We start from the raw sequence: 20440 nt of genomic DNA on the forward strand, positions 1-20440 counted from the left end.
CACCCGAACCTTTCGCAACGGGTGGTCCGCACACCAGGCGGGCAGGCCCGGGGACAGCGACGCCGACCAAGCAGTTCAGCCCCCATCACGAGGAGCAGATTTGACCGACCTGATCCACTCTGCAGCTTCCAACGATCCACCAGCGAGCTCCGCCGGGGGCGGTGAATCCACCACCAAACCGACCGGTGAACGGGTGCGGGTCATCCGCGAGGGAGTGGCGTCGTATCTACCGGATATCGACCCCGAGGAGACCAGCGAATGGCTGGAATCCTTCGATGACATGCTCGACCGGGAGGGCCCGGGTCGCGCGCGCTACCTGATGTTGCGCCTGCTCGAGCGCGCGGGCGAACGCCGTGTCTCGATTCCGGCGCTCACCTCCACCGATTACGTCAACACGATTCCCACCGAGAACGAACCATGGTTCCCCGGTGACGAGGAAGTCGAGCGCCGCTTCCGCGCCTGGATCCGGTGGAACGCCGCGATCATGGTGCATCGCGCGCAGCGCCCCGGAATCGGTGTCGGCGGCCATATCTCGACCTACGCGTCCTCGGCGGCGCTGTACGAGGTGGGCTTCAACCACTTCTTCCGCGGCAAGGATCATCCCGGCGGCGGCGACCACGTCTACATCCAGGGCCACGCCTCGCCCGGCATCTACGCGCGCGGTTTCCTCGAGGGCCGCCTCAGCACCGACCGGCTCGACGGATTCCGTCAGGAATACAGCCACGGCGGCCTCGGCAAGGGCCTGCCGTCCTATCCGCACCCGCGGTTGATGCCGGACTTCTGGGAGTTCCCGACGGTGTCGATGGGCCTGGGCCCGATGAACGCGATCTACCAGGCCAGGTTCAACCACTACCTCACTGATCGCGGCATCAAGGACACCTCCGATCAGCATGTCTGGGCGTTCCTGGGCGACGGCGAGATGGACGAGCCCGAGTCGCGCGGCCTGATCCAGGTGGCCGCCAACGAGGCGCTCGACAACCTCACCTTCGTGATCAACTGCAACCTGCAGCGGCTCGACGGCCCGGTGCGCGGCAACGGCAAGATCATCCAGGAACTGGAATCGTTCTTCCGGGGCGCGGGCTGGAACGTGATCAAGGTGGTCTGGGGTCGCGAGTGGGACGCGCTGCTCGGCGCCGACCGCGACGGCGCGCTGGTGAACCTGATGAACTCCACCCCGGACGGTGACTACCAGACCTACAAGGCCAATGACGGCGCGTACGTGCGCGACCACTTCTTCGGCCGCGACCCGCGCACGAAGGCGCTGGTGCAGAGCATGTCCGACAGTGAGATCTGGAATCTCAAGCGCGGCGGCCACGACTACCGCAAGGTGTACGCGGCGTATTCGGCGGCGATGGCGCACAAGGGTCAGCCGACGGTGATCCTGGCCAAGACGATCAAGGGCTACACCCTCGGCAAGCACTTCGAGGGCCGCAACGCCACCCATCAGATGAAGAAGCTGGCGCTGCAGGACCTCAAGGACTTCCGCGATCTGCAGCGCATCCCGGTCAGCGACGCCGAGCTGGAGAAGGACCCGTACCTGCCCCCGTACTACCACCCGGGCATGGACGATCCGGCCATCGAGTACATGCTGGCCCGGCGCAAGTCGCTCGGCGGGTTCGTGCCGGAGCGTCGTTCGTCGGCCAAGTCGTTGAAGCTGCCCGGCGACGAGGCCTACCGCTCGGTCCGCAAGGGCTCGGGCAAGCAGAAGGTCGCCACGACGATGGCGCTGGTGCGCCTGGTCAAGGAACTGTTGCGCGACAAGGAGATCGGCAAGCGCATCGTGCCGATCATCCCCGACGAGGCCCGCACCTTCGGCATGGACTCGTGGTTCCCGACGCTGAAGATCTACAACCGCAACGGCCAGCTCTACACCTCGGTTGACGCCGAACTCATGCTCGCCTACAAGGAGAGCGCTGTCGGCCAGATCCTGCACGAGGGCATCAACGAGGCCGGTTCCACCGCGTCGTTCACCGCGGTCGCCACCTCCTACGCCACCCACGGCGAGCCGATGATCCCGCTCTACATCTTCTACTCGATGTTCGGGTTCCAGCGCACGGGCGACAGCTTCTGGGCCGCGGCCGACCAGCTGGCGCGCGGATTCGTGCTCGGCGCCACCGCGGGCCGCACCACCCTCACCGGTGAGGGTCTGCAGCACAACGACGGTCAGTCGCTGCTGCTGGCGTCGTCCAATCCCGCTGTGGTGACCTACGATCCGGCGTTCTCGTTCGAGATCGCGCACATCGTGCGCGACGGTCTGCGCCGCATGTACGGCGGCGGCGAGGCCGCGGCCAGCCTGCTGCCCGGTACCGAGGTGCCCGAGGTCGGCACGTTCGGTGGGGAGAACATCTTCTACTACATCACCCTGTACAACGAGCCCTACCAGCAGCCGGCCGAGCCCGACGACCTCGACGTGGCGGGTCTGCTCAAAGGTCTGTACCTGTACCGCGACGGTGGTGAGGGCGAGGTCCGTGCCCAGATCCTCGTCTCCGGGGTGACCGTGCCCGACGGGCTGCGCGCGCAGGAACTGCTGGCGCAGGAGTGGGGTGTGGCCGCGGATGTGTGGTCGGTGACCTCGTACGGCGAGCTTCGCCGGGAGGCGCTCGACAAGGAGATCGCGGCCCTCAAGCACCCCGATGTGGATTCGGGTTCGCCCTACGTCACCCAGGCGCTCTCGGCCGCGCGTGGACCGGTGGTCGCCGCGACGGACTGGATGCGCGCGGTGCCCGATCAGATCCGACAGTGGGTGCCCGGCGACTACATCACCCTCGGCACCGACGGGTTCGGCTTCTCCGACACCCGGACGGCCGCACGACGGGTGTTCAACGTCGACGCCCAGTCGATCGTGGTCGCGGTGCTGGAGGGTCTCGTCCGGGACGGCACGTTCGACAAGGCCAAGGCAGTGGAAGCGGCCGCGAAATACGGCATCGACAGCGTGGCCGCCGCGCCGAAGCCGAGTGCGGACGCGGCAGAGGAACTCGCGTAGCGGACTATTGGACTGTGGAGCGCAAACCGCCGCGGCCCCGTCGGATCACCGAGGGCACCAGCGAGCACGAGGTCTATCTACCGACGGGGGCGCTGTCCCCGAACCGGCAGACCCGTGATCCGCTGCCCGACACGCTGCTCAAGCGGGTCAAGCAGTTCTCGGGCCGGCTCTCCACCGAGGCGGTGGGGTCGATGCAGGATCGGCTGCCGTTCTTCGCCGACCTGGACGCCGCGCAGCGAGCGGGCGTGCAGATGCTGGTGCAGACGGCGGTCGTGAACTTCCTGGAGTGGTTGCAGGATCCCGATTCCGATATCCGCTTCAGCCTCGACGCGTTCCAGGTGATTCCACAGGATCTGGCGCGGCGGCTCACGCTGCGCCAGACCGTGGACATGGTGCGGGTGGCCATGGACTTCTTCGAGCAGTGGCTGCCCGCGCTGGCGCGCAACGATCGTCAGCTGGTGGCGCTCACCGAGGCGGTGCTGCGGTACGGGCGTGAGCTCGGTTTCGCGGCCGCCTCGGTGTACGCCAGCGCGGCGGAGTCGCGTGGCGCCTGGGATACCCGCCTCGAGGCCCTGGTGGTCGACGCGGTGGTTCGGGGCGACACAGGTCCGGACATGCTTTCCCGGGCCGCCACGTTGAACTGGGACGCCACGGCGCCCGCCACGGTGCTGGTCGGCACGCCGCCGCTGGACCAGGGTGTGTCGACGGTCGGCGCGGTGCACACCATCGCGACCAAACACAGTAGGGCCGCGCTGGCGGTGGTGCAGGGCGCACGACTGGTGATGGTGGTCAGCGGGCATCTGGGAGAGACGGGCATCAACTCGCCGTTCCTCACCGATCTGCTGGCCGAGGTGTTCTCCGACGGTCCGGTGGTGATCGGTCCGACGATGCGCACCCTCGGCGCCGCGCACGCGTCGGCGATCGAGGCATTGGCGGGGATGGAGGCCGTGGTGGGCTGGCGCGGTGCGCCAAGGCCCGTTCACGCCACCGAGTTGCTCCCGGAACGCGCGTTGCTGGGCGACAGAGCTGCGATCGAGGCGCTGAACGAGTATCTTGTTCTCCCGTTGGCCGCGGCCGGATCTTCGTTATCCGACACACTCGACGCCTACCTGGATTGTGGTGGAGCAGTAGAGACTTGCGCTCGGCAGCTGTACGTCCATCCAAATACCGTTCGGTACCGACTCAAACGAATCGGCGAGGTGACCGGGCGTGATCCGATGAATCCTCGTGACGCCTATGTGCTCCGAATCGCAGCAACAGTGGGCCGTTTGACACGAACGCATAACGAATCATCTCCTTCTGTCACAGAAACCCCACCTGTCCCAATGGCTCACGACCCCCTGTAACGGGATCGGGGAATCGGTCGATCCCGACACCCCACCTCGGATTTTGTGGGACCCCTACAAAAGCGATCGGAAAGCTTCATTCGCGCCGACATCTCATGCGGTGGGGGTCACAGTGTTTTCTTAGGGAGTGATCGCGTTGCTCACCCCAGGACAGGGGTCCCAGACACCCGGCATGCTCACGCCGTGGCTCGCACTTCCCGGTGCGACTGATCGCCTCGAGCTCTGGTCGAAGGCCGCAGGCCTCGATCTGGTCCGTCTCGGCACCACCGCGACGGCCGAGGAGATCGTCGACACCGCGGTGACGCAGCCGCTCGTGGTCGCCGCCGCGCTGCTCGCGTTCGCCGAAATCGCCCCCGGGTCGATTCCGGCGGATACAATCGTCGCCGGACACTCGGTCGGCGAATTCGCCGCAGCCGCTGTCGCCGGTGTCATCACCGCCGACGAGGCAGTCGCCCTCGCCGCCATCCGCGGCCGGGAGATGGCCAAGGCCTGTGCGCTGGAGCCGACCGGCATGTCCGCGGTGCTCGGTGGCGATGAAGCCGTCGTGCTCGCACGGCTCGCCGAACTCGATCTCGTCCCGGCCAACCGCAACGCGGTAGGCCAGATCGTCGCGGCGGGCAGCCTGGAAGCTCTGGCGGAGCTCGCCGCGAACCCGCCGGAGAAGGCACGGGTCCGCGCGTTGCCCGTCGCCGGTGCGTTCCACACCGCTTTCATGGCCCCGGCACGCGAAGCTGTCGCCGATGCCATCGCACAGATCTCGCCGAGCGACCCGATCCGGACGCTGCTGTCGAACTTCGACGGACAACCGGTCACCTCGGGTGCCGACGCGATCGAGAAACTTGCCGCTCAGGTCACCCGCCCCGTGCGCTGGGACCTGTGCAACGAGACCATTCGCGCCGCGGCCGTCTCGGCCGTGGTCGAGTTGCCGCCCGCGGGCACGCTGGTCGGCATCGCCAAACGGGAACTGAAGGGCACGCCCAATCTGGCCCTCAAGTCCCCCGAAGACCTCCCCGCGTTGGTCGAACTGACCATCTCGGGCTAGCTTTCCCCCCGGCGGTCATGCACAGCGAAGTGCAGGCCGTACACGAACCCCACAAATAGCAACAAGAAGGGAGCCACCAAAGTGGCCGCTCTGACCCAGGAACAGATCGTCGAAGAACTCGGCAAGATCATCGAAGAGGTTACGGGTATCGAACCCTCCGAGGTGACCCTCGAGAAGTCCTTCGTCGACGACCTGGACATCGACTCGCTGTCCATGGTCGAGATCGCTGTGCAGATGGAAGACAAGTACGGCGTCAAGATCCCCGATGAGGATCTGGCCAGCCTGAAGACTGTCGGTGACTCCGTCGCTTACGTCCAGAAGCTCGAGGCCGAGAACGCCGACGTCGCCGCCGAGCTCAAGGCCAAGTTCGACAGCGCCGGCGAGTAGGGCCGAACTTTGACCACTCCTGCTCCCAGCACTTTGAACGGGAACTTCCCCAATGTCGTCGTCACGTCGATGGCGGCGACCACGTCGATCGCAGGTGATGTCGATGCGACGTGGAAGGGACTCCTCAACGGTGAGAGCGGAATCGACGTTCTCGAGGATTCCTTCATCGAGGAATACGACCTGCCGGTGCGAATCGGCGGTCACCTGAAGGTCAGCCCCGACACGCTGTTGAGCCGGGTCGAGATCCGCCGCATGGCGTATGTCGAGCGCCTGGCGACCGTCCTCGGTCGTGAGGTGTGGAAGAACGCGGGCAGCCCGGAGGTCGACAACGACCGTCTCGGCGTCGCGATCGGCACCGGACTCGGCGGCGGCGACGCCCTGATCGACTCGGTCGACAAGCTGAAGAACGGTGGCTATCGCAAGATCTCGCCGCTGGCTGTTCAGATGGTCATGCCGAACGGTCCGTCGGCGGTCGTCGGTCTCGAGCTGAAGGCCAGGGCGGGAGTGGTCACTCCGGTCTCGGCGTGCTCGTCGGGTTCGGAGGCCATCGCCAACGCGTGGCGGATGATCGTGATGGGTGACGCCGACATCGTCGTCACCGGTGGCGTCGAGGGGTTCATCGACTCGGTGCCGATCGCCGCGTTCTCCATGATGCGCGCGATGAGTACCCGCAACGACGACCCGAAGGGCGCCTCGCGTCCCTTCGACAAGGACCGCGACGGCTTCGTCTTCGGCGAGGCGGGCGCGCTCATGGTCATCGAGACCGAGGAGCACGCCAAGGCGCGTGGTGCCACCATCCACGCTCGCCTGCTCGGTGCCGGTATCACCTCCGACGGTTTCCACCTGGTGGCTCCCGATCCCGAGGGCACCGGTGCGGCCAGGGCGATGACTCGCGCGATGCAGACCGCTGGTCTGACCAAGAGCGACATCACCCACATCAACGCCCACGCGACCGCGACGCCCATCGGTGACTCCGCCGAGGCGAACGCGATCCACAAGGCAATCGGTAAGCACGCTTCGGTGTACGCGCCGAAGTCGGCACTCGGTCACTCGATCGGCGCCGTCGGCGCGCTCGAGTCGATCCTCACGGTGCTCGCTATCCGGGACGGCATTGTTCCGCCGACACTGAACCTGGACAACCAGGATCCGGCGATCGATCTCGATGTGGTGCACGGGGAAGCCCGTCGCCAGGAAATCGAGTACGCGATCAACAATTCCTTCGGTTTCGGTGGGCACAACGTCGCGCTCGCCTTCGGTCGGGCGTAACCGCCGCAGACTGCACATCCGATCCCCGGTCGGGGGTCGTGCCAACTGAATGGTTCGACCCCCACCGGCGGTTCGCCACAGCAGCCGCCGCAGCGGCAATCTCTTGCGAAGGAGTGAACGCGATGACCATCATTGCTCCCGCGTTTCAAGACACCACCACAGATCCGCGCGACCCACTGGGTCGGCTCCAACGTTTCTTCGACCCCGGCACCGTCCTGCCGCTGCATCCGCGCGATCGCTCCGGCGTGCTCGCCGCGATCGGCGAGGTCGACGGGGTCCGCACCGTGGCCTACTGCTCCGACGCCACCGTCATGGGCGGCGCGATGGGCGTCGAGGGCTGCAAGCACATCGTCGACGCGATCGACACCGCGATCGAATCCGGCATTCCCGTCGTCGGGCTGTGGCACTCCGGTGGTGCGCGCCTGGCCGAGGGTGTCGAGGCGCTGCACGCGGTCGGCCTGGTCTTCGAGGCCATGGTTCGCGCGTCCGGTCTGGTGCCGCAGATCTCGGTGGTCCTCGGCTTCGCCGCCGGTGGTGCCGCCTACGGTCCCGCGCTGACCGATGTGGTCATCATGGCGCCCGAGGGCCGCGTGTTCGTCACCGGACCCGACGTGGTGCGCTCGGTGACCGGCGAGAACGTCGACATGGCGACCCTCGGTGGTCCCATCACACACTTCAAGAAGTCCGGCGTCTGCCACATCGCCGCCGACGACGAGGCCGACGCCATGCACCGCGCGCGCCGACTGGTGTCGATGTTCGCCGAGCAGGGCGAGTTCGATCTGGTCGCGGCCGAACACGGCGATGTCGACCTCAAGGCGATGCTGCCCGAGTCGGCCAAGCGCGCCTACGACGTGAAGCCGATCGTGCACGAACTGCTCGACAATGTCGTGTCCCCCGACGGCGACACCGAATCCTCCTTCGAGGAACTCCAGGGTGGTTACGCCCGCAGCATGGTGACCGGTCTGGGTCGTCTCGGCGGTCGCACCGTCGGCGTGCTGGCCAACAACCCGCTGCGTCTGGGTGGTTGCCTCAACTCCGAAAGCGCGGAGAAGGCTTCACGTTTCGTGCGTCTGTGCGATGCATTCGGCATCCCGCTGGTCGTGATCACCGATGTTCCCGGCTATCTGCCCGGCGTCGGCCAGGAACTCGAGGGCGTGGTCCGCCGTGGCGCGAAGCTGCTGCACGCCTTCGCCGAAGCTCGCGTCCCCCGCGTCACCCTGGTGACGCGCAAGATCTACGGCGGCGCCTACATCGCGATGAACGCCCGCTCCCTCGGCGCCACCGCCGTCTACGCCTGGCCGGGCTCCGAGGTCGCTGTCATGGGTGCCAAGGCCGCCGTCGGCATCCTGCACAAGAAGGCGCTCGCCGCCGCTCCCGAATCCGAGCGTGAAGCCCTCCACGAGCGCCTCACCGCCGAACACGAGCAGCTCGCGGGCGGCGTCGAACGCGCCGTCGCCATCGGCGTGGTCGACGAGGTCATCGACCCCGCCAAAACCCGCAGCATCATCGCCGCTGCCCTCGCGTCGGCCCCGGCCCGCAAGAGCCACCACAAGAACATCCCCCTGTGATCTGACCACAGCAACACTTCGACGGCCGCCGCCATCTTCCTGACTCAGGAAGTGGCGGCGGCCGTTTCGCTGTCAGCCGCAGAGTGCGCGGAAGGCGGGCGCGATTTCGTACCGCGTCCACGAGGTATTGACGTGCGCCGCGGCTACCAGCAGGGTCGGTGTCCGCTCGCTGTAGTGTGCCCGCGCGCATAATGGCAGGGTGCGTTATGAGGAACTCGCAGATGTCCCGTGCTCTATCACGCGGCCGCTGGTGATCTTCGGTGATCGCTGGACCTTGCTGATCCTGAAGTACAGCTTCGCGGGGGTGCGTCGTTTCAACGCGTTTCAGAGTGCGCTGGGGATTTCACGAAGTCGGCTGCGGGATCGGCTCGATCGGCTGGTCGAGCACGAGATCCTGGTGAAGCGCCCCGTTGATGACGGTGCGTACGAGGAATATCGCCTCACCGAGAAAGGGCACGCGATCTACCCCATTCTGATCGCGATTCGGGACTGGGGTGATGCGTATATGGCGCCCGAAGGGCCTCCGGTGGAGTACCGGCATCGCGGCTGCACGGGTGAGGCGCACGCGCACCTGACGTGCGATGAATGCGCGGCGCAGATCAGCGCGCGTGACGTCGAGCCGCAAGCGGGTCCTGGAATGACTGCCAGCCGTGCCTGACTGGCCCGGTCAGGAGGTGTGCCAGGTGACCTGATCTTCGAGGGGGGCGCGGGCGGTGCGGAAGTTGTTGATGGGGTGGGTGGTGTCGGGGTGGCCGAAGGAGATACCGAAGACGACCTTGCGAGTGTCGGGAATGGCGAAGTAGTCGCGGATGAAGGGGGCGTAGGAGGCGAGGGCGGCCTGGGGTGCGGCGCCGAGGCCGAGGGCTTGGGCGCCGAGCAGGAAGTTCTCCAGCCAGAGGCCGCAGTCGATGGCGCCGTAGATGCCGAGGTCGGCTTCGGAGGTGACGATGGCGACGTGTGGGGCGCCGAAGAATTCGAAGTTGCGCACCATCTGGCGCATGGTCTTCTCGTGGTCGCCCTTGGCGATGCCGACGCTGTCGTAGAGCTGGAATCCGCAGGCCCGGCGACGGTCCCGGTAGATGCCCTCGTAGGTGGCGGGAAACTCGAAATCCGGTGCGTTGCCCGCGGTTTGGATGTGATCGAGCAGTTCCTTGCGGAATCGCTGCGTGCCTTCGCCCGCGGTGACCACGACCTCCCACGGCTGGGTGTTGCACCACGAGGGTGTGCGCTGAGCGAGGGTCAGCAGCTGTTCGACGGTCGCGCGGTCGACCTGTTCGGTGGTGAACTGACGGCAGGTCCAGCGCTGGTCGGCCAGCCGCTGGAGAGTGGCGAAATCGCTGCTGTCGTGGTCGGTCTGCGCCATCGCGCGGCTCCCTGGGGTACGGAGAACTGGTCTCATTTCGAGACTAATTTAGCAGTTCGGCCACCGGCGCGGAACCCGTCGACACCGTGCAGCCGGGAGAGCCGGAATCACTCGCGTCGGCGGGCGACGACCGCGATCGCGATACCGATGCCGACGACCAGCGTCACGCTCGCCCCGATCAGGACGTACAGGACCCACGGCCGGTCGACCGTCGCCGGACCACGCACCGCGGCAGTCTGCTCGGCTTCCGGCGCAGCGCCGGCGCCGACGTAGGTCGGTCCGGGCTCCGCCGCGCCGGACACGGTGACGTCGAGCTGTATCGGCGTCGGCGGCATCGCGTCCGCGCCCATCGGAATGCCGAGTTTCACGGCGATGTAGTGCCACCCGGCCACCGCCTGCCGCTGGACCCGCGAATCGGAGTGATCCCGGTTGGCATACCGCACCGGCACCGACGCCAGCGTGAGCTCGGCGCTCGACCTGCCGGTGTACGCGGCGGTATCGGCGTCGATTTCGCGACCGAGCGGCGAAAACAGGGTGGTCTCCACATTCGACGCGGCCGTGCTGTTCGCACCGCCGGTCTCGGCGTACCGCACGCGGTAGGCCAATCCCTGTCCCCAATCGAGCCGCACGCGATAGAACACGTACTCACCCGACTGCAGGGTGTCGGTGTAGTTGCCGGTGCCGGGCAAGGTGGTCGCGGCCGTGAACGAGCCGCCGCCGCTGATCGGTCGCGCGGGCCCCGCCGGATCGGTGAAGGTGGCCGGGTTACTGACCGCGGCGGGTCCGGGATCGGTGACCCCGGGTTCGATACCGACCAGGATTTCCAGCGGCAGTCGCGCGGGCGAGCCTTTCGCCACCAGATCCCAGTCGATCTCGAAGTAGTAGCGGCCGCCGCCCTTGCAGTGGGTGGAATCGGCGCTGGTCGGCTCCTCGGCCGCGCCCTCGAAAGCCTTCGCGACGGTGAGCGCGACACCGTCGCCGGCCCTGGTTTCGAGCTCGCGCTCGCGGACGGCGCAGTCGACGCCGTCGCGGCCGTAGACCCGCAGTTCCAGCGCGTTCATGTCCTCGGTCATAGCGACGCCGTCGGTGCGCGGGGACGAGACGATGCCGGTGAAATAGGCGGTGGCGCCCTCGGGTACGTCGACGGCGTAGAACCGCTTCTGCCGCTGGCCGATGGTGTCGAGGTACTGGCCGGGCCTGGCGAGCGGCGCTGTCCGGTATTCGTCGGTGCCGGTGATGGGTGTCCCGGTGGCCTGGTAGTTGCGCAGTGCGGCCGAACTCACCCGCGGCAGAACGCGTTCCAGCGCGGCACCGTCGGCGGCATCACTGTAGGTGCCGCCGGTGGCCTGCGCCACGCACGTGAGCTGGGCGCGCGCCTTGTCGTCGACGGCGAACCCGATCGAATGCACGATCAGGTCGATGCCCTGCTGCTCGAGCTCCCTGGCGACTTCGCACGGGTCGGGTGGCGAACAGGTGTCGTCACCGTCGGAGACGAGCACGATCGAACGCGGTCCGGAATCGGGCAGCGCGTCGGCGGCCAGGCGCAGCGCGGCGCCTATCGGGGTCCAGCCACGCGGGTGGATGCCGTCTACCGCGGCAGTGAGGGCGGGCCTGTCGAGGGTGGTCGGCTGCCGCAATACCTGGACGTCGTGGCACCCTGCCGCTTTGTCCGCTTCCGAGTTGGCGGTGCCGGTGCCGTAGGTGGCGAGTCCGACCGCGGAGTCGTCGGGCGCCGAGGCGACGAACGCGCGCACGGCCCGCTTCGCCGAATCCATCATGGTGGCGCCCTGATCGGGACGCTCCATCGAGCCCGAGGCGTCGAGGACGAGCATGGTCGGCGCGTACCGACCGGGATCGGCCTGAGCGAGCGGAAACGCGGTCAGCACGGTGAGGGCTGCGGCGGTGAGTGCGGCGGTCAGCGCGCTGAGTCTCGACATGTCCTCGGCTTCGGTGCAGCGGGGTGAAACCGGACAGACGTTACCTATCGGGCAATGGCCGCTCTACCCCTGATGTCGTGGCGCAAAGCACTGTTTGAAACATTCGATCTGGTTTGCGCAGGTCGGGTATCCGCGCCTGCGGCGCATCGGGGTGATTCCGGGGCACAATCGAACCCATGGCTTCGCAGTCCCGCGACGCGCAGGAGCGCAAACGGCACGGCAGGCACTACACGCCACCGGAGCTCGCGCGGTTCCTGGCGCGACGGGCACTGCGGTACGCCCCTCGCGCCGGGGTGCTGCGCGTGCTCGACCCGGCGTGCGGGGACGGCGAGCTGTTGCTCGCCCTCCATCGGGAAATCGCCGCTAGCGCACCGGATATGACGGTGCACCTGACCGGATACGACCTGGATCGACGAGCTGTCGCCGAAACCGCCGACCGAGCCGGCGCACTCGGCGTGCAAATAGACTGCCGCGACGGCGATTTCCTTGCAGCCGCGGCGCAACTGGTCGACGGTTCGTTCGATGTGATCATCAGCAATCCGCCCTACGTTCGGACCCAGCAGTTGGGCGGCGACACCGCGCGGCTGCTGAGCAAACAGTTCGGCCTGCGTGGGCGGATCGACCTCACCCACCCCTTCGTCGCCGTCGCGCCGCGGCTGTTGGCGGTCGGGGGCGTGCTCGGATTGCTCTGTGCCAACCGGTTTCTCACCACTCGCGCCGGATCGAACCTGCGCCGAATCCTCACCGACGAACTGACGCCGGTGGAGCTCTACGACCTCGGTGACACCAAGCTCTTCGCCGCCGCGGTGCTGCCCGCGATCACCGTCGCGCTGCGCGCCACCGGACTGCCCCGCTGCCGCTATGTCTCGGTTTACGAGGACCCGGGGGCCGAACCGAATTGCGCCGCTGAGCTTTTCGATGCGCTGGCGGGCGAGGATGCCTGCCGTGTCGGCGCGGGCGGGCGGGTGTTCGCCGTGGAGATCGGCGCGTTGGCGACAGGCGAGGCGATGCTCCGCGCGCCGGACCAGCTGTCCACGGTGACGGCCCCGCCGACGGTGAGCGCGGAGTCGGCGGGCCCGCTCGGCCCACGAGACGGTGTCCGCTCCGATCGTCGGGGCGACACCGCGTGGCGTATGTCGCGGCCCTCGGTCGATCGCTGGCTGGGGCGGATCGCCGATCGCACCTGGCGCACGTTCGGGGAGGCCGCGCGGATCAGGGTGGGGATCAAGACAACGGCCGACCGGGTGTTCATCTCGGATCACTGGGATCAGCTGGACCCGACGCCGGAGCCGGAACTGCTGCGGAAGTTGATCACTCACCACGACCTGCAACCCTGGCGAGTCGCGATGGCGCGCGGCACGAAGGTGCTCTATCCCTACGATCTGACGCAGCCTCGTCGCACTCCGATAGATCTCGACGAATTCCCCTGTGCCGCTGCGTATCTACAGTCGCACCAACAGGCCCTCGCGGGCAGGCGCTACGTACTCGACGGTGGCCGCGAGTGGTTCGAGATCTGGGTACCGCAGCGGCCGCACCTGTGGGGCGCACCGAAATTGGTGTTCCCCGACATCAGCGCACGTCCACGGTTCGCTCTCGATCGGTCGGGCGCGGTCGTCAACGGTGACTGCTATTGGATCTCACTCACCGATCTCGGCCAGGGTCGTGCGGCCACGGATCTGGCGTATCTGCTGATGGGCGTGGCGAATTCGGCACTGGGACTGCGGTTCTACGACGCGGTCTGCGGCAACCGGCTGTACTCGGGCCGACGCCGCTGGATCACCCAGTACGTTGCGCGGCTGCCGGTGCCCGACCCTGGCACACGGGCGGCCGGTGAGGTTGTGCGAAGGGTGCGCGCGCTGGTGGAAGAGGGTGTGCCGGTAGTTGATTCGGGCATCGACGAGGCGGTGGCGGCAGCCTTCGGTGTCTCAGCCGATGTCGCGGAGACCGACCATCGGTAGCAGCGTGCGTCGCGCGAACTCCCGCCCCGCCGCCGCGTCGTCGAGCGGGATCAGCCCGTCGGGGGTCAGCGCCAGCGAGAGCGCGAGGCGCGCCATGACCTCGGCGACCAGGTCGGGATCGAACTCGGGCACCGGTGCGCTGTCCTGGAGTTCGCGCAGCTTCTCGGCCAGATAGGCCCGCCCGATGGCGAGGATCGGTCCGGCTTCGGTGGTGAGCCGGGGCAGGATGATTTCCGGTTCGGTGCTGAGCAACCGGCGCAGCAGTTCATTGCTCGCGATGGTGGTGACGAAGGCGACGAAGATCTCGATGAGCTGCTCGCCGGGTTCGGTGACCGCGCGTACCCGCTCGTCGATATCGGTCACATAGCGCTGTGCCTCGCGGACACCGACGGCCTCGACCAGCTCGTTCTTGGACTCGTAGCGCCGGTAGAGGGTGGCCGGGCTGATCCCGGCCCGCTTCGCGATCTCGCCCATGCTCGTGCGCTTGATCCCGAAATCGAGGAAGGCCGACAGCGCACTGTCGAGCAGCTTCTCCCCATCGGCGCCGGGCTTTTCGAGTATTCGAGCGAGGATCGACGAAACGGTAGGCATTACCCCATTATCCCTGTGGGGGTAGATCCAATGCGGCCATCTCCTGCTCGATCGCGTTGGCCGCGAAATGCACTCCGCGAGAACGGAGTTCGTGAACCCGGGATTGGAGCGCCTCGATTCCGCCGGGCTGGGCCGCGATATCGGCCACACTGAGCCGCCCCGCCGCTCGGCGCACACCGGAATGCACGTATGCCACCGTGATACCTCCTGCCTCGCGTATCCGGTGCCGACCGCCACTCTTATGATCGGACGCAATACGCAGGACAAATGTTATCAGGGTTCCCTACTGGTCACTTGCTCAGTGTGATGGGTCACAACACCTCGGCGTCACGGTGGTTGGTCAGATTGTGTAGATACACTGCCGCGTTCAGCTTGATCCCGTCCTGCTGGTCCGGGGTGAGCTCGCGACGCACCTTGCCCGGCACGCCTGCCACCAGCGAGCCGGGCGGAATCTGCGCCCCTTCGGGGATCAGGGCATTGGCCGCGATCAGGCTGCCCGCGCCGATCACCGCGCCGTTGAGCACGGTCGCGCCCATGCCGACGAGAACATCGTCGCCGATGGTGCAGCCGTGCAGAATCGCGTTGTGTCCCACCGAGACCCCGGTGCCGACGGTGAGCGCGAACCCGGGGTCGGCGTGCAGGACGCAGCCGTCCTGGATATTGGTGCGCGCGCCGATGCTGATCTGCTCGAGGTCGCCACGCAGCACCGCCGAGTACCAGACGCCGACCTCGGCGCCGAGGCGCACCCGCCCGATCACGGTCGCGTTCGGCGCGATCCAGGCAGTGTCGTCGATCTCGGGAGTGAACCCGCTCACCTTGATGATCATGAGCGTCATTATTGCGCCGCTGCGCGGAACTGCGCGCGGTGGGCCGCCGGGGACGTACCGAGCACGCGGTGGAAGTGGTGGCGCAGGCTCACCGTGCTGCCGAAACCGGTGTCGCGGGCGACCCGGTCCACGGTGTCGTCGGTCGACTCCAACAGCAGTCGGGCATGGTCGATGCGCTGCTGCAGCAGCCACTGCTGGGGACTGGTGCCGGTGCGATCGCGGAAGCGGCGGGTGAAGGTGCGCCGCGACATCAGCGCCGCGTGTGCCCAGTGGTCGAGGTCGACGGCGGTGTCGAGGCGGGCGCGAGCCCATGCCATCGCGCATTCGATCGGGTCGTCGGGGTCGTCGTCGGGTACCGCGATCGGGATGTACTGCGCCTGCGAGCCGTGCCGATGCGGGGCGGTGACCAGCGAGCGAGCCAGTTCGGTGGCGGCGCGGGCGCCGAGATCGGTGCGCACGATGTGCAGGCAGCAGTCCAGCGCTGCGGCGACGCCGGCGGAGGTGATCACGTCGCCCAGGTCGCTCCAGAGGGTGTCGGCCCGCACGTGCACATCGGGATAGGCCAGCGCGAGCGCGTCGGCGGCGGCCCAGTGGGTGGTGACCTCGCGGCCATCGGCGAGGCCGGTCGCCGCGACCGCCCACGAGCCGAGGCACAGACCGATCAGCCGGGCGCCGTTCGCGTGCGCGGTGTGCACCGCTTCGTTCAGCGCGGGCGAAATCCCTGTGTCGCGAACCCATCCGGGAAAGACCACCAGGTCGGCGGTGCGCACCGTCTCTAGGCCGTGGCGGACGGTGATGTCGAAACCGGCTGCGGTGGACAGTATTCCGGGTTCCTCGGCGCAGACCCGCACGTCGTAGGGCGAGGTGTTGTCGACGCCGGTGCCGGATCTGCCGAACACCAGGCTCGGTACCGACAGATGGAACGGGCTGATGCCGTCGAACGCGATCACGGCCACCGAGGTCATGGCCCGATCTTATCGGTGTGCGGCCTGCAGGCCACTGTCGGGCGGCGGCTCGCTCGGCGAAAGTTAGCGGCATGACCGAGAAGATCGCCCAGCCCGCCCTGGTATCCGCCCTGCACATCGGCGGCCCGACCCTGCGTTTCCGCTACGGCGGACTGACCTGGCTCACCGATCCCACGTTCGACGAGCCCGGCGACTACCCGGGTCCGATCACCCTGCACAAGCTCAGCGGGCCTGCCGTGCCGGTCGAGGAGATCGGCCCGATCGACGTCGTACTCCTCTCGCACGACCAGCACGCCGACAACCTCGACAACGCGGGCCGCGCCCTGCTCGCCGAGGTCGACACGGTCCTCTCGACACCGGACGCCGCGGGCCGGATCGAGGGCGTACGCGGGTTGACGCCGTGGGAGACCGTCACCGTCGGGACGGTAGAGGTCATCGCGGTGCCCGCCCTGCACGGGCCGCCGGGATGCGAGCCGCTCAGCGGCGTGGTGACGGGATTCGTGCTGCGTGCGCCGGGGGAGCCCACGGTGTATGTGTCCGGCGACAACGCCTCGGTGGAGTTGGTGGAGCAGATCGTCGACCGGGTCGGGCGCATCGATGCCGCGGTGTTGAACATCGGCGGGGCCAATGTGGGTCGGTTCGGCGACAGCGACGTCACGTTGAACGCCCGCACCGCCGTCGCGGCCGCCGCGGTACTCGGCGATGCGGTGATCGTCGCCGTGCACGCGGAGGGGTGGGGTCACTTCAGTGAGTCGCTGGAGTACCTCGAGCGCACCTTCGCCTACGCCGATCGCGCACACCAGCTGATCGTGCCGGTGCGCGGTGAAGTGTTCTCCGTGTGAGCGGACCCGGCGTGATCGGCTCGACCGCGACACGCGATCGAGCCGACCGCTGAGCTCGTGCGCGGGTCCTAGGCTGGCCGGATGACGCGAACGGGCGTACTCGTCGGGGTACCGACGGAAGTCAAGCCGCAGGAGTTCCGGGTGGCGCTCACCCCGGCGGGCGCCACCGAACTCATCGCGCACGGGCACGAGGTGCTCGTCCAGGCCGGTGCCGGTGCCGGGTCCGGCTTCACCGACGACGACTACCGCGCCACGGGTGCGCGGATCGTGGCCGACGCCGATCAAGTCTGGGCGCGGGCGAACCTGGTCGTGAAGGTGAAAGAGCCCATCGCACAGGAATACTCACGGATGCGCCGTGATCAGGTGCTGTTCACCTTCCTGCATCTGGCGGCATCGAAGGAGTGCACCGACGCGATCCTGGCCTCGGGAATCGTCGCCATCGCCTATGAGACGGTGCGCGGGGCCGACGGGTCGCTCCCGTTGCTCGCGCCGATGAGCGAGGTGGCGGGAAGGCTCAGCGCGCAGGTCGGGGCCTATCACCTGATGGCGCCGATGGGTGGCGGGGGCGTGCTGCTCGGCGGTGTGCCCGGAGTCCGACCGGCCGACGTGGTGGTGCTCGGCGGCGGTGTCGCGGGGACGAACGCCGCGCGCGTCGCGGTGGGGATGGGCGCCAGAGTGAGCGTGCTCGACACGAATCCGGCGCGCTTGCGTGAGCTCGACGCTCGTTTCGCCGGCCGGGTCACCACCCTCGCCGCGCATGCGCTCGAGCTCGAGAAAGCCGTTGTCGCGGCGGATCTGGTGATCGGGTCGGTGCTGGTGCCGGGCGCAAGGGCGCCGAAACTGGTGTCCGACGAACTCGTCGCGCGGATGCGGCCAGGCTCGGTGCTCGTCGATATCGCCGTCGATCAGGGTGGTTGTTTCGCCTCGACCCGGCCGACCACCCACGCGAATCCGACCTTCGCCGTGGCGGATTCGCTGTTCTACTGCGTGGCGAACATGCCGGGCGCGGTGCCGCACACGTCGACGGTGGCGCTCACCAACGCCACCCTGCCGTTCGCGTCGGCGATCGCCGACAAGGGCTGGCGCGGAGCCTGCGCCGCCGACCCCGGCCTCGCCGCGGGGCTCACCGCCGTCGACGGCACACTGCTGTCCGCCGAAGTCGCTGCCGCGCACGGCTGTTCGCTCGGCGAGTAACCGGGACCGCGTCGCGCCTACCTGCCGCCCAGGTACCAGTCCGGGTCGCCGTCGAGGGGCAGGTCGCGCAGCTTGTCGGGATTGCGCACGACGGTGATCGCGACCACGCGACCCGCGTCGATGACGAACGAGAAGACCCCGACATGGGTGCCATCGAAGACGACCAAGCCGGGCAGGCCGTTGACCAGCACCGCCCGACCCCAGCCGTTCGCCGCCGTGTACCAGCCGAGCAGCATCTTGGCGATGAGCTCCGCGCCGCGCACCGGTCGACGGATGGCGGGCACCTTGCCGCCGCCGTCGGCGGTGAGGACCACGTTCTCGTCGAGAATGCCGAGCAGCGAACTCAGATCACCCGAGCGCCAGGCCAGCGAGAACGCCGAGACGACCTTTTCCTGTTCGGCGGGCGACGCGGGAAAACGCGGGGTGCCGTTCTCGACATGCTTGCGGGCGCGGGAGGCGAGCTGGCGGACCGCGGCGGGAGTGCGCCCGACCACCTCGGCGACTTCGGGGCCGGACATACCGAACACGTCCTGCAGCACGAACGCGGTGCGCTCGGCGGGTGAGAGCGACTCGAGCACCACCAGCAGCGCGGTGGTGACGCGTTCGTCCTGGGAGATGCGGTCGGCCGGATCGTCCCAGGAAGTGACCTGCGGTTCCGGTAGCCACTCGCCGACGTACTGTTCGCGGCGGGCCCGCGCCGACCCGAGTTGGTCGAGCGCGAGGCGGCCGATGACGGTGGTGAGCCAGGCACGCAGGTTGTCGATCTCGTCCGCTTTGCCCGCCTCGAACTGCCGTTGCAGGCGCAGCCACGCATCCTGCACCACGTCTTCGGCGTCGCTGATGCTGCCGAGCGTGCTGTAGGCGAGACGCCGCAGGTAAGGGCGGTGTTCCTCGAAACGGCGAGCCAGTTCGGCCTGATCGAGAGGCTGCGGTGTGGTCATGTGTCTGCGCCCGTTCGGTTGATCGTGCTCGGTCCCGGCGAGTCTAGAAGTGCCGTCACACCGAAGACGAAACAGCGGTCGCGGGTGTGACATTCCCGGCTGCGGTTACCCTCGGCCGGTGCGGAACGCGACATCGACGGCGGTCGGGCTGGTGCTGGGGTTTGTGCTCGATCGAGTACTCGGCGATCCACGACGGTGGCATCCGGTAGCCGGATTCGGTTCGGCGGCAGCGGCATTGGAAGACAAGACCTATGCCGACGATCGGCGCGCCGGGGTGGTGCACGAAGTGATCGCGGTCGGCTCGGTGGTCGGGATCGGTGTGCTCGTCACCCGTGGCAGCGGGTCGGGCCCCGGTGCCGTGCTGGCGACCGCGCTGGCTACCTGGACCGCGCTGGGCGGTCGCAGCCTCGTTCGTGTCGGGCACGCTATGGCCGATCGTCTCGACGCCGGTGATCTCGACGGTGCCCGCGAATTGTTGCCTTCGCTCTGTGGGCGGGACCCGTCGGTGCTCGATGCCGACGGGCTTGCGCGCGCCGCGCTCGAATCCATCGCCGAGAACACGTCCGACGCGGCGGTCGCGCCGTTGCTGTGGGGCGCGGTCGCGGGTGTGCCGGGCGTGCTCGGGTATCGCGCGGTCAACACGCTGGACGCGATGATCGGTTATCGGAACGAGCGGTACGAACGGTTCGGCTGGGCTGCTGCTCGTACCGACGATGTCGCCAATCTTGTCCCTGCCCGTGTCACCGGGTTGCTCACTGCGGTTTTGGCGCCGATTGTCGGGGGCACGGCGAGGGCTTCGCTGCGGGCGTGGCGGCGAGATGCGGGGACGCATCCGAGTCCCAACGCCGGAGTGGTCGAGGCGTCGATGGCGGGTGCGCTCGGGGTTCGGCTCGGTGGGCGGACGGAGTATCGGCATGGGGTTGAGCTGCGGCCGACTCTGGGGGAGGGGGCGGCGCCGACTGTGGGGGATCTGCGGCGGGCGGTTCGGATGTCGGGGGGTGTGCAGGTTGGTGCGGTTGTGGTTGCGGTTGTGGTTGCGGGGGTGTGTGGAAGGGGTGGTCGGGGGTGAGTGGAGGTGGCTGGTGGGCCGGGGTGGCTGGCAGGTGATGACCGGGGCGGGGTGGCTGGAGGTGATCACCGGGTGACCGGGTGACTGAAGGGTGATGACTGGTGGGGTGATCGGGGCGGGTGAGGACGTGTTTGGGGTGACCAGGGGTTTAGTAGTCCCAG

The 20440-nt window shown here is 68.0% G+C and carries 18 protein-coding genes; 11 read left to right on the plus strand and 7 right to left on the minus strand.

Going from position 1 to position 20440, the window contains the following annotated elements; all coding sequences use genetic code 11:
- Positions 1-100: 100 nt before the first annotated feature.
- The 7 genes from aceE (at position 101) to NA12_RS25810 (ending at position 9250) form a co-directional block, all read left to right on the plus strand.
- Entirely contained in the window at positions 101-2983 is a 2883-nt protein-coding gene (gene aceE, locus NA12_RS25780; RefSeq protein ID WP_067456660.1) for a pyruvate dehydrogenase (acetyl-transferring), homodimeric type, read from the plus strand.
- Positions 2984-3027: 44 nt separating this feature from the next.
- On the plus strand, positions 3028-4329 hold the full coding sequence (locus NA12_RS25785; RefSeq protein WP_174551133.1) for a PucR family transcriptional regulator: 1302 nt from the start codon (positions 3028-3030) through the stop codon (positions 4327-4329).
- A 127-nt stretch (positions 4330-4456) separates the two neighbouring features.
- Positions 4457-5371: an ACP S-malonyltransferase gene (locus NA12_RS25790; protein WP_067456666.1), complete on the plus strand. Its 915-nt coding sequence runs from the start codon at positions 4457-4459 to the stop codon at positions 5369-5371.
- A gap of 81 nt (positions 5372-5452) precedes the next feature.
- Entirely contained in the window at positions 5453-5758 is a 306-nt protein-coding gene (acpM, locus tag NA12_RS25795; protein ID WP_056821158.1) for a meromycolate extension acyl carrier protein AcpM, read from the plus strand.
- Positions 5759-5767: 9 nt separating this feature from the next.
- On the plus strand, positions 5768-7024 hold the full coding sequence (locus NA12_RS25800; RefSeq protein WP_067456669.1) for a KasA/KasB family beta-ketoacyl-ACP synthase: 1257 nt from the start codon (positions 5768-5770) through the stop codon (positions 7022-7024).
- 122 nt (positions 7025-7146) lie between these two features.
- A complete protein-coding gene (locus NA12_RS25805) occupies positions 7147-8592 on the plus strand; it encodes an acyl-CoA carboxylase subunit beta (RefSeq protein ID WP_067456714.1) in 1446 nt (481 codons plus the stop codon).
- Between the two features lie 199 nt (positions 8593-8791).
- Entirely contained in the window at positions 8792-9250 is a 459-nt protein-coding gene (locus NA12_RS25810; RefSeq protein ID WP_067456672.1) for a winged helix-turn-helix transcriptional regulator, read from the plus strand.
- A 9-nt stretch (positions 9251-9259) separates the two neighbouring features.
- Here NA12_RS25810 and NA12_RS25815 read toward each other — a convergent pair whose 3' ends face one another.
- Complete coding sequence (locus tag NA12_RS25815; RefSeq protein ID WP_067456675.1) at positions 9260-9955, minus strand: nitroreductase; 696 nt, start codon at positions 9953-9955, stop codon at positions 9260-9262.
- Between the two features lie 107 nt (positions 9956-10062).
- A complete protein-coding gene (locus tag NA12_RS25820) occupies positions 10063-11892 on the minus strand; it encodes a vWA domain-containing protein (RefSeq protein ID WP_067456678.1) in 1830 nt (609 codons plus the stop codon).
- 176 nt (positions 11893-12068) lie between these two features.
- Here NA12_RS25820 and NA12_RS25825 point away from each other — a divergent pair, with 176 nt between their 5' ends.
- A complete protein-coding gene (locus NA12_RS25825) occupies positions 12069-13850 on the plus strand; it encodes an Eco57I restriction-modification methylase domain-containing protein (protein WP_067456682.1) in 1782 nt (593 codons plus the stop codon).
- On the opposite strand, the gene NA12_RS25830 is transcribed toward NA12_RS25825, so the two are convergent.
- The 4 genes from NA12_RS25830 to NA12_RS25845 all read right to left on the minus strand — a co-directional run bounded on the left by NA12_RS25830 (position 13818) and on the right by NA12_RS25845 (position 16233).
- Complete coding sequence (locus NA12_RS25830; protein ID WP_067456685.1) at positions 13818-14441, minus strand: TetR/AcrR family transcriptional regulator; 624 nt, start codon at positions 14439-14441, stop codon at positions 13818-13820. The genes NA12_RS25825 and NA12_RS25830 overlap by 33 nt on opposite strands.
- A 7-nt stretch (positions 14442-14448) precedes the next feature.
- A complete protein-coding gene (locus NA12_RS25835; RefSeq protein ID WP_067456688.1) occupies positions 14449-14637 on the minus strand; it encodes a hypothetical protein in 189 nt (62 codons plus the stop codon).
- Between the two features lie 115 nt (positions 14638-14752).
- The gene (locus tag NA12_RS25840) at positions 14753-15268 is read right to left on the minus strand and encodes a gamma carbonic anhydrase family protein (protein ID WP_067456716.1); all 516 of its coding nucleotides are present in this window, start codon (positions 15266-15268) and stop codon (positions 14753-14755) included.
- Positions 15269-15276: 8 nt separating this feature from the next.
- The gene (locus NA12_RS25845; protein WP_067456691.1) at positions 15277-16233 is read right to left on the minus strand and encodes a GlxA family transcriptional regulator; all 957 of its coding nucleotides are present in this window, start codon (positions 16231-16233) and stop codon (positions 15277-15279) included.
- Positions 16234-16304: 71 nt separating this feature from the next.
- Between NA12_RS25845 and NA12_RS25850 the strand changes: the two genes are divergently transcribed.
- Together NA12_RS25850 and ald are read left to right on the plus strand one after the other, a co-directional pair.
- On the plus strand, positions 16305-17075 hold the full coding sequence (locus NA12_RS25850) for an MBL fold metallo-hydrolase (RefSeq protein ID WP_067456694.1): 771 nt from the start codon (positions 16305-16307) through the stop codon (positions 17073-17075).
- An 81-nt stretch (positions 17076-17156) separates the two neighbouring features.
- The gene (gene ald, locus NA12_RS25855) at positions 17157-18269 is read left to right on the plus strand and encodes an alanine dehydrogenase (RefSeq protein ID WP_067456697.1); all 1113 of its coding nucleotides are present in this window, start codon (positions 17157-17159) and stop codon (positions 18267-18269) included.
- Positions 18270-18286: 17 nt separating this feature from the next.
- Here ald and sigJ read toward each other — a convergent pair whose 3' ends face one another.
- Positions 18287-19210: an RNA polymerase sigma factor SigJ gene (gene sigJ / locus NA12_RS25860; RefSeq protein WP_067456700.1), complete on the minus strand. Its 924-nt coding sequence runs from the start codon at positions 19208-19210 to the stop codon at positions 18287-18289.
- Between the two features lie 118 nt (positions 19211-19328).
- Between sigJ and NA12_RS25865 the strand changes: the two genes are divergently transcribed.
- Positions 19329-20279 (plus strand): cobalamin biosynthesis protein, encoded by a 951-nt coding sequence (locus NA12_RS25865; RefSeq protein WP_067456703.1) that lies wholly within the window; start codon positions 19329-19331, stop codon positions 20277-20279.
- Positions 20280-20440: the final 161 nt, after the last annotated feature.

Source organism: Nocardia alba NBRC 108234, assembly GCF_001612665.1.
Taxonomy (GTDB): domain Bacteria; phylum Actinomycetota; class Actinomycetes; order Mycobacteriales; family Mycobacteriaceae; genus Nocardia; species Nocardia alba.

What these genes read in the sequence shown, in the direction of transcription:
- NA12_RS25845 (WP_067456691.1), bottom strand. Translation starts at nt 16,233, where the DNA reads ATGACCTCGGTGGCCGTGATCGCGTTCGACGGCATCAGCCCGTTCCAT.
- NA12_RS25840 (WP_067456716.1), bottom strand. Translation starts at nt 15,268, where the DNA reads ATGATCATCAAGGTGAGCGGGTTCACTCCCGAGATCGACGACACTGCC.
- sigJ (WP_067456700.1), bottom strand. Translation starts at nt 19,210, where the DNA reads ATGACCACACCGCAGCCTCTCGATCAGGCCGAACTGGCTCGCCGTTTC.
- ald (WP_067456697.1), top strand. Translation starts at nt 17,157, where the DNA reads ATGACGCGAACGGGCGTACTCGTCGGGGTACCGACGGAAGTCAAGCCG.
- NA12_RS25820 (WP_067456678.1), bottom strand. Translation starts at nt 11,892, where the DNA reads ATGTCGAGACTCAGCGCGCTGACCGCCGCACTCACCGCCGCAGCCCTC.
- NA12_RS25850 (WP_067456694.1), top strand. Translation starts at nt 16,305, where the DNA reads ATGACCGAGAAGATCGCCCAGCCCGCCCTGGTATCCGCCCTGCACATC.
- NA12_RS25830 (WP_067456685.1), bottom strand. Translation starts at nt 14,441, where the DNA reads ATGCCTACCGTTTCGTCGATCCTCGCTCGAATACTCGAAAAGCCCGGC.
- NA12_RS25825 (WP_067456682.1), top strand. Translation starts at nt 12,069, where the DNA reads ATGGCTTCGCAGTCCCGCGACGCGCAGGAGCGCAAACGGCACGGCAGG.
- NA12_RS25805 (WP_067456714.1), top strand. Translation starts at nt 7,147, where the DNA reads ATGACCATCATTGCTCCCGCGTTTCAAGACACCACCACAGATCCGCGC.
- NA12_RS25815 (WP_067456675.1), bottom strand. Translation starts at nt 9,955, where the DNA reads ATGGCGCAGACCGACCACGACAGCAGCGATTTCGCCACTCTCCAGCGG.